The organism is Clostridium sp. TJA020 (assembly GCF_058310295.1).
Genome location: NZ_JBZEFC010000001.1, coordinates 62,568 through 75,382, shown reverse-complemented (window position 1 = coordinate 75,382; position 12,815 = coordinate 62,568). Strand labels below are relative to the sequence as shown.

Genomic DNA, 12,815 nt, shown 5'->3' with positions numbered 1-12,815 from the left:
CTATTCACCTCTATCTAAAAGATTTAACTTTTCGTTGTTTTGTTTTATTTCTTCATAATCATTAACTATATCTTGAAGTGTTATAGATTCCATAACACTATCTATACTATCTTTTATTTTTTTCCAAAGAATTCTAGTTGCACAGCAATCTATATTGTTACATACAGCGCCTTCTATACAATCAGCTATCTCTATAGGTCCTTCTAATACATACATAATATCTGAAACTTTAATATCTTTAGGTTCTTTATTAAGTATGTATCCACCTTGGGCTCCTCTTATACTTTTAATAAGCTTTGCCTTTCTAAGGGGACTAAATAATTGCTCTAAGTAATATTCTGATATATTTTGTCTCTTTGATATTGTTTTAATGGACACAGGTGAACCTCCATAATTGACAGCTAAATCAACCATAGCTTTAACACCATATCTTCCTTTTGTTGAAAGTTTCATTTTCTCCCCCCTTAAAGTAGAGTAACTTACTACGATTTATGAATATATCATACCAAACCACTCGGCTATTGTCAATAATCTTATGTAAATTAATTATGAAGATTATAACTTTTAAAATGCTTATTTAAAATGCTTATTTTAAAAATAATAAAATTAATATTAAATTTTAGCTTCATTAAATGTAAATTCTATGTTTATATTTTACTATTTAAATTTATTTTATTTAAATTAATTAAATGAATAATTGTAATTTTTTATAATTAATTTTAACTAAAAAACTAATTATAAAAAAATGAGCTAGTATTAAGTACTAACTCTTTGTTATTTCTTTTTTATTAAACTCCAATATTTTTTTATATTTTCCTCATACTTATTTTTTTGTGGCAAATAATACTCTCTATCTTTTAATTCACTAGGTAAATATTCTTGATTAACATAATTATTATCATAATCATGAGGATATTTATATCCATTAACCCCTAATTTACAAGAACCACTATAATGAGAATCTTTTAAATGGTTTGGTATATCCCCAATATTATTTTTCTTTAAATCTTCCATAGCTTTATTTATAGCTAAATATGCGCTATTAGATTTTGGAAGAGTAGCTAAATATATTACAAGCTCTGATAAAATTATTCTTGCTTCAGGAAAACCTACTTTAAGTGCTAATTCAAGACCTGAATTAACTACAGTAAGAGCATTTGGGTGTGCAAGGCCTATATCTTCTGCTACTATTACAGAAATTCTTCTAGTTATAGCTATAATATTACCACTTTCTATAAGTCTAGCTAAATAATGAACAGCTGCATCTGCATCACTTCCTCTTATGCTCTTTTGTAAAGCACTTAAAAGATTATAAAATTCATCTCCACTTGAGTCAGCTCTCATATGTGATTGACCTAAATTTTCTATATATTCTATTGAAATATCTTTTTTTATTTTTAGTTGAGAATTAATAGCAAGTTCTAATATATTATATGCCTTTCTATAATCACCTTGAGAAATTTCTGATATATAATTTAATGCATCTACTGAATATTCTATTTCTACTCCTTCTTTTACTAATTTATTTAAAGCCTTTTCAAGTCCTATAATTATATCTTCAGAATTTAAAGGTTCAAATTTAAATATGTTACATCTACTTATAATAGCCTTATGTATTGCAAAATATGGATTTTCAGTAGTGCTAGCTATTAATGTTACCTTTCCATTTTCAATAAATTCAAGTAATGCTTGTTGTTGCTTCTTACTAAAATGTTGAAGCTCATCTATATAAATAACAATTCCATTATAATTAAGAAGATTATCTAAATTAGAAGTTATTTCTTGTATATCTTTAACTGATGCTGTTGTAGCATTTAATTTATAAAACTTTTTATCTACATAGTTTGCCATTATGTTAGCTAATGTAGTTTTTCCAGTTCCTGGTGGACCATATAATATGCAATTTGGAATAACCTTTTTGTTTATTAAATTATATAAAGGCTTTCCCTTTCCTAGTATTTGCTTTTGCCCAACAAAGTCTTCTAAAGTGCTTGGTCTCATAACCTCAGCTAATGGTTTCATACTTCCACCACTCTTTCATATTTTAATATATAGATTATATCATATAAAAATAAAGCTCTAAATAAGTCTTTTATTTAGAACTTTAAAATAAATTTATTATTTAAAAATGTATATCTCTAAGAAATGTTTCATTTTTGCATATAAGATTTAATATTTCTTTATCTGTTCTTTCTATAATTTCATATACAAATCCACAATATAAAAGTCCTGCTGTTGGAATATATTTAAAATTTGTGTCAGTAAGAGAAACAATAACTATTCCACCACTAATTAATGAATATATAGCTATCCTTTCTTTTGTACAATATCTTTTTAATTTATTTTTTATTCTTCTAGGTGTTGGTACTGTTATAGCTTTTATTATCATATATTTTATCCAAAACATTACTACTCTTTTAATTTATATTCTTTTTATTGAAATATATTTATATAATTAACCTATTTTATTCAATTATTTTCCAGGAAATATATTTGACAATAATGCTAAAATTAAATTAAAGGAGATGGTCTTATGGTTATATTAAATAGTAAATTGCAAATAGAAAGTATTTTAAAAGAAAAGGGTATGACTCTTTTATATTTTTCATCAAATACTTGTAGTGCTTGTACTGCAATAAAATCAAAATTAGAAATCGCCCTTAAAAAGTTTCCTAATTTAAAAGTTTATGAAATCCCACCATTTAATACAGAAGAAATATTAGCAAACTTTAGTATTTTTACATTTCCAGCTGTTCTTTTATATATAGATGGAAAAGAGTATATAAGAGAAGCTAAATATTTTAGTGTTGAAAAATTATTAAAAGATATAGATAGATACTATACTCTTTCTTCACAATAATATAATTTAAAACAAAAAAATCGAGGCTTTTACCCCGATTTTTTATTAAACTATTCTACTTGTGTTAATAATCTTTTTAATACATCAAATAATTTATTTTCTTTTATTTCATCATTTCCAACAACTAATATTCCTCTAATGTCATTGTCTGATAAATCCCATTTATAAGTAACAAATCTAACTTGACTTTCATCTGGAAGATATTCTTCAACTTCCATAGCAATTTCTTCTGCTATTGCAACATACTCTTCAAAAAGAGTATCTTCATCAAGTTCTTCTATGTTATAATCATTTTCTATTTCTTCATTTAATACTTCTACAGGGATACTTAAATTATAAGCAGCAACATCTTCTCTTTTTGTTCCTTTGCTCATATCCTTAAGAACTTTAAATTCCGTATTATCTTCTATATTTTTAGCTATATCTTTAGTGTCTAATATTTTAGTTCCAAAAACAATATACATAAATTTTCCTCTTTTCTTGTAGTTATATATAAACTATTTTGAGATAGCTCTATGACCAATACCAATTACAACTTCATCTAAATGCAATAGTCCAATGCTTAAAAATATACAAATTGATATATGCTCTCCTTTTCTTGCTATACCAATTTTACCTCCAACATTTTGACCACTTGCTCTCATTTGAACTTGCATCAAAGCATCTCTAGCAGCTCCAATTATTGCACCTTCATGAAGATGCTCATCTCTTATAAGTCCATTTCTTTTAGATGCTACAAGAGCCCTTTCTAATATTTTATGAATAGAATCATTTATATTTCCACCAACATTTACAGCAGTAACCAAGAATCCATCATCTTGATATTTTAATTTTAATTCGTCCTCTTCTTCTCTACTTGAAATTGCCATTCTAGTAGCAATTCTAGCAACATCAGTACTAGTATTTTTCATAATTACCATCTCATCTCCGTCCTCTAAAGGAATTAATCTATAAAATTATAGAAAAAACTATATATTCTTCAATTAAATATATAAGATCATCTTCTTCCATAGTATCTACATCTATTATATCACCTTTAATGTATTCTAAGTATCTCATAAGTGTAATGCTTAATGAAATTGTTAAGATAGTATTATCAGATAATCCAGTACTTTTAAAATTTTCTTCTTCAAGCAACATATTATATATATCACATACACCTTGTGAAAACACATCATCATTTTTTACAAAACTTGATGCTAGTCCTAAAAACGGGTATATGTTATCATCTACACAATTGTAATTATCTATTAAATTACATCTTATTTTCAAAGCTTTTTCTATTTTGTTTTCAAGTTCTGTATTTGTTGCAAGCAATGCTAAATAAAATAAATTTAAACTTTTAACTTCTTTTAAAGTTATATTTTTTAGCTTTGAATCTATATATTCAATTCCTTTTATTAATTTATCAAAATTATCATATTCAATACTTAAATAAGCATAGGACAAATAATTATCTTTTTCAAAAAATTTATAATTTGTCTCACTTAATCTTTCTTTTACTGTAAGCAATTTATTTAAGACTTCTTCAAGTTCTTCTTCATCAAATTTCTTTGCTAATAAAAGAGACGTATATAAAGTATTTTTATTATCTAAAAATCCTCTGTCTACTAATAACTCATTTATATATTTTACATTTTTAAAAACTTTATCATAGTCTTTTCTATTGCTCATAAGAATAGAGAAAACATTCTTAAACTCACCTCTGAATTTAGAATTAAACTTAGTATTTTTCCTGATATGTTTTCTTATAGTTCTAATATTTTGTTCATTTAGTTCGAAACCTGCTTCATTTCCTATCAAAGCTCCTAAGAAATTTATTTCTTTCTTATCCCACTTAAAATTTTTCTTTAATTCATTAGTAAGGTCAATAAAAATTCTTACTTTCTCTTTCAGCTCAATATCCATTTCATCATCCTCATAAAATTATTTATATAATTATATATTATTTCTAATATAATCTCAATGTCAATAATATGATTAAAATTTAAAAAGAATTAGAATAAAATGCTTATTCTAATTCTTTTTATTATTTTTATAAATTGGCGCCATATGATCTAAATTTAGCATATCTTTTTTTTATAAGTTCTTCCTTATCAAAATCTTTGAATTTTTCAAGTTCTAAAATTATAGCTTTTTTAAAACTTTTTAAAATTCTTTGTGGGTTTTTATGAGCTCCCCCATTTGGTTCTTTTATTATAAAATCTATAATTTTAAAATCTTTTAAATCTTGAGCAGTTATTTTCATAACTTCTGCAGCTTCTTCTGCTCTATTTGAATCTTTCCATAATATTGATGCAAATCCTTCTGGTGATAAAATAGAATAAATTGAATGTTCAAGCATTCCAACTGAATCTGAAACTGCAAGTGCTATAGCACCTCCACTTCCACCTTCTCCTGTAATTATAGAAATTATAGGAGTTTTTAGCTTACTCATTTCAAAAAGATTTATAGCAATAGCAGAACCTTGACCTCTCTCCTCAGCATCAACTCCACAAAATGCTCCTGGGGTATCAATAAAACATATTATAGGTCTGTTAAATTTTTCTGCTTGTTTCATAAGTCTAAGTGCTTTTCTATAACCTTCAGGTTTTGGCATTCCAAAATTTCTTTCTATATTCTCTTTTGTATTTTCACCTTTAGTTATAGCTATAACAGTAACTGGAATTCCTTCAATTTCTGCAATTCCTCCTATTATAGCTTTATCATCACCAAAATTTCTATCTCCATGAAACTCTATAAAATCATTAAATATGTTATCTATATAAAACTTACCTGTAGGTCTATCTTTATGTCTTGCAATAGAAACTTTGCTCCATGCTTTCATATTTTTTGCCATTCTTCTATTCATAGCCTTCCACCCCATGTAACTTTAATATTTTATATACATATGTTCTTAACTCTGTTCTATCTATTATTTTATCTATAAATCCTTTTTCTAATAAAAACTCTGATTTTTGAAAATTATCAGGCAAAGTTTCTTTTATAGTATTTTCTATAACTCTTCTCCCTGCAAAGCCAATTAATGCATTAGGCTCACTTAATATTATATCCCCTTCCATAGCAAAACTTGCAGTAACGCCTCCTGTTGTTGGATCTGTAATTACTGTTATATATAAAAGTCCTGCATCACTTAATTTTGCTAAAGCTGCACTTACTTTAGCCATTTGCATAAGAGAAAAAATACCTTCTTGCATTCTTGCCCCACCTGATGCTGTAAAAATTATAACTGGTAAACTATTATTTATTGCATATTCAATCATTCTTGTTAACTTTTCTCCAACAACAGTTCCCATACTCCCCATCATAAAGAAACTATCCATAATACCAGCACAAATTTTTATTCCATTTACAAGTCCAACACCTGTAACTACAGCTTCTGTACTATCTGTTTTTACTTTAGCACTAGCTAACTTCTTGTAATACCCTTCAAATTCTAACGGATTTTTTGTTTTTAAATCTTTGTCAAATTCTTTAAAAGAATTTTTATCAAAAAACATTTTTATTCTTTCATTAGCTTTAAGTCTAAAATGATAATTACACTTTGGACAAATATGTTTATTACTTACAAGGTCTTCATAATATATTATTGAATGACAAGCTTCACACTTAGTCCACATTCCTGAAGGAATATTAGGCTTTAAACTTTCTTCAACATTTGCTTTTTTTATAGTTCCATAATTTTTTTTCTTGCTAAATAAATCCTTAAGCATCTTTCTTCACCATCTTATTTCCTAAAAATCCAGTATCATATTCACCTTTTATTACTTCTTCCATTTCTAAAAGCGAATATTGAAATTCAATATTAGTTTTAACTCCTCCAATTCCAAATTCACTTAAAGCTCTTTTCATTCTAATTATTGCCTCTTCTCTTGTTTTTCCATAAGCAATAAGTTTTGCAAGCATTGAGTCATAACAGTGTGGTATTTTGTATCCACAATATATTGCTGAATCAAGTCTTATGCCAATACCTCCAGGTATATAAAGTTCATCTATAAATCCTGGGCAAGGTCTAAAATCATTTTCAGGATCTTCAGCATTTATTCTACATTCAATCGCATGGCCTTTTATTTTTATATCATCTTGCTTAAATGATAATTTTTCACCACTAGCTATTTTTATTTGTTCTTTCAAAATATCTATTCCTGTAACCATTTCCGTTACTGGATGTTCAACTTGTATTCTTGTATTCATTTCCATGAAATAATAATTATTATTTTTATCAACTAAAAATTCAATAGTTCCAGCATTTTTATAATTACAAGCCTTTGCTGCCCTTTTAGCAACTTCACCCATTTCACTTCTAAGTTTATCTGTTAAAACTGATGATGGTGCCTCTTCTAAAACTTTTTGATTTTTTCTTTGTAGAGAACATTCTCTCTCTCCTAAATGAACTATATTTCCATATTCATCGGCTAATATTTGAAATTCTATATGCCTTGGCTTTTCAATAAATTTTTCAATATATAATGTATCATCACCAAAACAGGCTAATGCTTCTGATTTTGCAGTATTATATCCTTTTTTAAATTCTTCATCATTAAAGGCTATTCTTATACCTTTTCCTCCACCACCAGCTGCTGCTTTTATCATAACTGGATATCCTATATTTTTTGCAATATTTAATGCATGTTTTTCATCTTTTATAATACCTTCAAAACCTGGTACTACAGGTACATTAGCTGACTTCATAATTTCTCTTGCTTTAGCTTTGTTACCCATAAGCTCAATAGATGTATAATCTGGTCCAATAAATTTTATATTACATTCTTTGCACATCTTTGCAAACTTTGAGTTTTCAGAAAGAAATCCAAATCCAGGATGAATAGCATCTGCTTCTGTAAGCACACATGCACTTAGTATATTTTTTATATTTAAATAACTGTCTTTTGCAGCATATGGTCCAATACATATAGCTTCATCTGCAAGTTGTGTGTGAAGTGCCTCTTTATCAACTTCTGAATATACAGCTACAGTTGAAATTCCAAGCTCTTTACAAGCTCTTATTATTCTAACTGCTATTTCGCCTCTATTTGCAATTAATACTTTCTTAAACATAAATTTCACCTATCCTATAGCAAACATTATTTCTGCTTCACATACTTTCTTTCCATCTACAGTAGCAATTCCTTTTCCAATTCCCACTGGACCTCTAAGTTTTATTATTTCACAAGTTAATTCTAACTTATCTCCAGGAACTACCTTTTGTCTAAACCTAACTTTATCTGCACCAGCAAATAGTGGAATTTTCCCTTTAAATTCTTCCTTTTTTAAAATAGCAACTGCTCCAACTTGAGCTATAGCTTCAAGTATTAAAACTCCAGGCATTACAGGTTCTTCTGGAAAATGTCCTTGAAAAAATTGCTCATTAGCTGTTACATTTTTATAACCACTTACCCTTAAACCTTCTTCTAATTCAGTTATTCTATCTACTAATAGAAAAGGATATCTGTGAGGTAATATTTCCTTTATCTCTTTTATTCCTAACATTTTATAATTCCTCCTTTATTTTAAATAAAGGTGTGCCATATTCAACCATATCTCCATCTTCAGCTAAAATTTCAACTACTTTACCATTAAAATCACTTTCTATTTCATTCATAAGCTTCATAGCTTCTATTATACATAAAGTATCACCTTTATTTACCTTATCCCCTAAGCTTACAAAATTATTGCTATCAGGTGATGGAGCTGAATAAAAAGTCCCAACCATAGGAGCTTTTACTATAATTCCTTCTACATCTTCTTTTTCTATAATATCTATTTTTTCTTCGCTTTTTATTTTATTTTCTTCAGTTTTTATATCATCTTTTATCTCGTTAGCTTTATTTAAATCTTTGCCTTTTATATTATGTTTTATTTCTTCTCTTACTTCTTCTACAACGTTTCTTGTTAAGGATTTATCCATTTTTAACAAACAATCTTCTGTTTTAAATTCAAAATAAGAAAGTTCAGAATTATTTATAAGTTCTATGAGTTCCTTTACCTCATTAATATTCATAAAAAATCCTCCTATTTTTCTTGCCATTTCTTAAATAATAATGTTGCATTATGACCGCCAAAACCTAATGAGTTTGTTAAGGCATAATTAACTTCATGGCTTCTTCCTTCATTTGGAACATAATCTAAATCACATTCTTCATCTTTATTTTCATATCCTATTGTTGGTGGCACAAAATTATCAATTATTGCTTCTATACAAATTATAGCTTCAATACCTCCAGCAGCACCTAAAAGATGACCTGTCATTGACTTAGTTGATGATACTGGAATTTTGTATGCATTATCTTTAAATGTTCTTTTTATTGCAATTGTTTCAAACTTATCATTAAAAGGTGTTGATGTACCATGAGCATTTATATAGGATACTTCACTTGGATCTATATTAGCTTCATTTATAGCTTGAAGCATTGCACGTGAAGCCCCTTCTCCCTCTGGATCTGGTGATGTTATATGATAAGCATCACATGTACTACCATAACCTACAACTTCTGCTAATATTTTAGCTCCTCTTTTTTTAGCTGATTCTAAGCTTTCTAAAACTAATATTCCAGCTCCTTCTCCCATTACAAATCCACTTCTATTTTTATCAAATGGTATTGATGATTTACTTGGATTATTTGAAGAATTAAGAGCTTTAAGACTTGCAAATCCTTCTATTCCTATTTTAGTTATAGGTGCTTCAACTCCACCTGCTAACATACAATCAGCATATCCATGTTTTATTTGTCTAAAAGCTTCTCCAATACTATTTGTTCCTGTAGCACAAGCTGTTACAACTGATGTTGAAGGTCCCTTTAATCCATATTTTATAGATATATTTCCAGATGCCATATTTATAATTGCCATTGGTATAAAAAATGGTGAAACTCTTTTTGAATCTCTTGCCATTTTAGTTATTTCACTTTCTATAGTTTGGAATCCTCCAATACCAGAACCAACAATTACTCCTATTCTATTTCTATCCATGTTATCTAAATCTAATCCAGCAGATTTTATTGCTTCATCAGCAGCAACTAATGCAAATTGTGAAAATCTGTCTAATCTCTTACTTTCTTTTTTACCAATTAATTCTTCTGCGTTAAAATTTTTAACTTCTCCTGCAACTTTTACACTTACTTCACCTTTATCTACTAAAGTTACAAAATCTATTCCTAGTTTACCTATCTTTGCATTACTCCAAAAATCATTTACATTATTTCCAATAGGAGTGATTGCTCCCATTCCTGTAACTACAACTCTTCTTTCCATAAGTATTTCTCCTTTACATTACCATTCCGCCATCAACATTCATAACTTGACCAGTTACATATGAGGCTTCATCTGATGCTAAGAAAGCAACAACATTTGCAACATCCTCAGGTTTTCCTAATCTTTTAAGTGGTATATTTTTCTTAGTTTCCTCTTTAAATTTTTCACCTAAAACATCTGTCATATCAGTATCTATAAATCCAGGTGCAACAGCATTTACTGTTATACCACGACTTCCAACCTCTTTAGCTAATGATTTAGTCATTCCTATAACTCCAGCTTTTGATGCTGCATAGTTTACTTGACCTACATTTCCAACTAATCCAACAACAGAAGAAAGATTAATTATTTTTCCTTCTTTTTGTTTTACCATTATTGGTGTTATAGCTTTTAAACAATTAAATACACCCTTTAAATTAACATCAATAACTTTATCAAAATCTTCTTCTTTCATTCTAAGAATAAGAGTATCCCTAGTTATTCCTGCATTATTTATCATAATATCTATTTTCCCAAATTTTTCTTTAGCTTCTTTAACCATCTCTAAAACTGATTCACTATCACTTATATCGCATTTATATAAAATCGCATTAACTCCCATATTTAATATTTCTTTTTGTACCTTTAACGCCTCTTCATCATTACTTCTATAATTTAAAACTATATTAGCTCCAAGTGATGCAAGCTTTTTAGCTATTGCCTTTCCTATTCCTCTTGAAGCACCTGTAACTACGGCACATTTATCTTTTAATAACATAAAAACCTCCTACATTCCCTTTATCTTATTTATTGTTTCATTTAGTGATTTCATATCACAAACGTTATATATATTAACTTTTCTATTTATTTTTTTTACAAATCCACTTAAAGTTTTCCCAGGTCCAACTTCTATAAAAGTATTAACTCCACTGTCTAACATATGTCTAATTGTATTTTCAAATAATACTGCACTTTTTATATGTGTACTTAATATTTCTTTTAAATTATCTCCTTCTTTAAAAGGAACTCCTAATGTATTTGAATAAATTACTTTATTAAATTTTTTAAATTTAACTTTATTTAATTCTTCTAAAAATCTTTTACTTGCATCTTCAAGTAATGAACTATGAAATGGTCCACTTACATTTAATTTAACTCCCATACCACCAAGTTCTTTTGCTATTTTTAAAGATTCATCTATCGCTTTATCTTCTCCAGATACAACAACCTGACCTGGACAATTATAATTAGCTCCTTCAATTATTCCAAATTTTGAGGCTCTATCTAACAATTCATTTACTTTTTCTGAATTTAATTTAAGTATTGCAGCCATACTTCCTAGACCTTTTGGAAGTGAACTACCCATTATTTTTCCTCTTTCGCGAACAAGCCTTAAACCATCTTCAAATTCTAAAGCTCCTCCATATATTAAAGCTCCATATTCACCAAGAGAAAGGCCTGTTGTATAATCTCCGTAAATTCCATTAATATCTAAAGCCTTAACAGTTGCTAAACATGTTAAAAGTATTGCAGGTTGAGAATTTTCTGTTAATTTTAATTCTTCTTCTGAACCATTAAATATTAATTGTTTAATGTTCATATTTAAAATTTTTTCGCCATTTTCAAAAATTTCTCTACATTCTTCAATATTTTCGTATAAATCTTTTCCCATTCCTATATACTGAGAACCTTGCCCAGCAAATAATATAGCAATATTTTTACTACTCATATAAGCCTCCAAAATTATTTATTGTACAACTTGCTCCATTTATTAAATCTCCTATTATCTCTTTACAAGTTTCTTCCTTATTTACTAATCCAGAAATTTGTCCTGCCATTACTGAACCATTAACAACATCCCCATCCTTTGCGGCTTTTGGAAGAGATCCTCTACCAAGTTCTTCTAAAGCTTCAATAGGAGCACCACTTTTTTCAAGCTTTTGAAATTCTCTTGATAATTTATTTTTTATTACTCTAACTGGATGCCCAGTTGGTCTTCCAGTTACTTCTGTATCAATATCTTTTGCTTTTAATACTTTTTCCTTATAATTTTTATGGACAGTACACTCTTTAGCTACTAAAAATCTAGTTCCTACTTGAACTCCAGAAGCTCCAAGCATAAAGGATGCTGCAACACCTCTTCCATCACCAATTCCTCCAGCTGCTATTACAGGTATTTTTACTGCATCAACAATTTGTGGTATTAAAGTCATTGTTGTTAATTGACCAACATGACCACCTGATTCAGTTCCTTCAGCGACAATCATATCTGCACCCATTTTTTCCATTCTCTTTGCAAGAGCAACTGATGCAACTACTGGAATAACTTTTATTCCATTTTCCTTCCACATTTCCATATACTTTCCTGGACTACCAGCACCTGTTGTTACAACAGGAACTTTTTCTTCACATACAAGTTTTGCTACTTCTTCAGCATGAGGAGACATAAGCATTATATTTACACCAAATGGTTTATTAGTTGCTTTCTTAACTTTTCTTATTTCTTCTCTTATCCATTCAACTGGTGCTGTACCTGTTATAATTCCAAGTCCTCCAGCTTCACTAACAGCTGTTGCTAAGGATGCATCAGCTATCCAAGCCATTCCCCCTTGTAATACTGGATATTTTATATTTAAAATTTTACAAACTCTATTACTCATTAAGTTTCCTCCTAAATTTACTTATATAATTTAACTTCTCTTCTATATAAGTAAAATCGGGTTCT

At 28.3% G+C, this 12,815-nt stretch carries 16 protein-coding genes; 1 reads left to right on the top strand and 15 read right to left on the bottom strand.

What is annotated here, in order from left to right; all coding sequences use genetic code 11:
- The 3 genes from AC4FQ1_RS00400 to AC4FQ1_RS00390 all read right to left on the bottom strand — a co-directional run bounded on the left by AC4FQ1_RS00400 (position 1) and on the right by AC4FQ1_RS00390 (position 2,389).
- The gene (locus AC4FQ1_RS00400; RefSeq protein WP_303126925.1) at positions 1-453 is read right to left on the bottom strand and encodes an RrF2 family transcriptional regulator; all 453 of its coding nucleotides are present in this window, start codon (positions 451-453) and stop codon (positions 1-3) included.
- A 321-nt stretch (positions 454-774) separates the two neighbouring features.
- Positions 775-2,022 (bottom strand): replication-associated recombination protein A, encoded by a 1,248-nt coding sequence (locus tag AC4FQ1_RS00395; RefSeq protein ID WP_491168622.1) that lies wholly within the window; start codon positions 2,020-2,022, stop codon positions 775-777.
- Positions 2,023-2,122: 100 nt separating this feature from the next.
- Positions 2,123-2,389 (bottom strand): hypothetical protein, encoded by a 267-nt coding sequence (locus AC4FQ1_RS00390; protein ID WP_303126921.1) that lies wholly within the window; start codon positions 2,387-2,389, stop codon positions 2,123-2,125.
- A 144-nt stretch (positions 2,390-2,533) separates the two neighbouring features.
- On the opposite strand from AC4FQ1_RS00390, the gene AC4FQ1_RS00385 reads away from it, so the two are divergent.
- Entirely contained in the window at positions 2,534-2,860 is a 327-nt protein-coding gene (locus AC4FQ1_RS00385; protein ID WP_491168621.1) for a thioredoxin family protein, read from the top strand.
- A gap of 50 nt (positions 2,861-2,910) precedes the next feature.
- Here the strand turns inward: AC4FQ1_RS00385 and AC4FQ1_RS00380 are convergent, their stop codons facing one another.
- The 12 genes from AC4FQ1_RS00380 to fabK form a co-directional block, all read right to left on the bottom strand.
- Positions 2,911-3,324, bottom strand: coding sequence for a hypothetical protein (locus AC4FQ1_RS00380; protein ID WP_303126918.1), 414 nt, complete (start codon positions 3,322-3,324; stop codon positions 2,911-2,913).
- Positions 3,325-3,357: 33 nt separating this feature from the next.
- On the bottom strand, positions 3,358-3,771 hold the full coding sequence (locus AC4FQ1_RS00375) for a HutP family protein (protein WP_303126916.1): 414 nt from the start codon (positions 3,769-3,771) through the stop codon (positions 3,358-3,360).
- Between the two features lie 37 nt (positions 3,772-3,808).
- A complete protein-coding gene (locus AC4FQ1_RS00370; RefSeq protein ID WP_303126914.1) occupies positions 3,809-4,768 on the bottom strand; it encodes a DUF4003 family protein in 960 nt (319 codons plus the stop codon).
- A 127-nt stretch (positions 4,769-4,895) separates the two neighbouring features.
- Entirely contained in the window at positions 4,896-5,711 is an 816-nt protein-coding gene (locus tag AC4FQ1_RS00365; RefSeq protein WP_491168620.1) for an acetyl-CoA carboxylase carboxyltransferase subunit alpha, read from the bottom strand.
- Positions 5,704-6,573 carry an acetyl-CoA carboxylase, carboxyltransferase subunit beta gene (gene accD / locus AC4FQ1_RS00360; protein WP_491168619.1) on the bottom strand — a complete coding sequence of 290 codons (870 nt, stop codon included), beginning with the start codon at positions 6,571-6,573 and terminating at the stop codon, positions 5,704-5,706. Before accD ends, AC4FQ1_RS00365 begins: the two co-directional genes overlap by 8 nt.
- Complete coding sequence (locus tag AC4FQ1_RS00355; RefSeq protein ID WP_491168618.1) at positions 6,566-7,918, bottom strand: acetyl-CoA carboxylase biotin carboxylase subunit; 1,353 nt, start codon at positions 7,916-7,918, stop codon at positions 6,566-6,568. The genes accD and AC4FQ1_RS00355 overlap by 8 nt, the downstream gene beginning before the upstream one ends.
- Before the next feature lie 9 nt (positions 7,919-7,927).
- The gene (gene fabZ / locus AC4FQ1_RS00350; RefSeq protein ID WP_303126906.1) at positions 7,928-8,350 is read right to left on the bottom strand and encodes a 3-hydroxyacyl-ACP dehydratase FabZ; all 423 of its coding nucleotides are present in this window, start codon (positions 8,348-8,350) and stop codon (positions 7,928-7,930) included.
- 1 nt (position 8,351) lies between these two features.
- Positions 8,352-8,861 (bottom strand): acetyl-CoA carboxylase biotin carboxyl carrier protein, encoded by a 510-nt coding sequence (gene accB, locus AC4FQ1_RS00345; protein ID WP_491147273.1) that lies wholly within the window; start codon positions 8,859-8,861, stop codon positions 8,352-8,354.
- Between the two features lie 11 nt (positions 8,862-8,872).
- Entirely contained in the window at positions 8,873-10,111 is a 1,239-nt protein-coding gene (gene fabF / locus AC4FQ1_RS00340; protein WP_491147274.1) for a beta-ketoacyl-ACP synthase II, read from the bottom strand.
- A gap of 13 nt (positions 10,112-10,124) precedes the next feature.
- Positions 10,125-10,868, bottom strand: coding sequence for a 3-oxoacyl-[acyl-carrier-protein] reductase (gene fabG, locus AC4FQ1_RS00335; protein ID WP_491147276.1), 744 nt, complete (start codon positions 10,866-10,868; stop codon positions 10,125-10,127).
- Positions 10,869-10,877: 9 nt separating this feature from the next.
- Positions 10,878-11,819, bottom strand: coding sequence for an ACP S-malonyltransferase (gene fabD, locus AC4FQ1_RS00330; protein WP_491168617.1), 942 nt, complete (start codon positions 11,817-11,819; stop codon positions 10,878-10,880).
- Positions 11,812-12,750, bottom strand: coding sequence for an enoyl-[acyl-carrier-protein] reductase FabK (gene fabK, locus AC4FQ1_RS00325; RefSeq protein ID WP_491168616.1), 939 nt, complete (start codon positions 12,748-12,750; stop codon positions 11,812-11,814). Before fabK ends, fabD begins: the two co-directional genes overlap by 8 nt.
- Between the last annotated feature and the right edge of the window lie 65 nt (positions 12,751-12,815).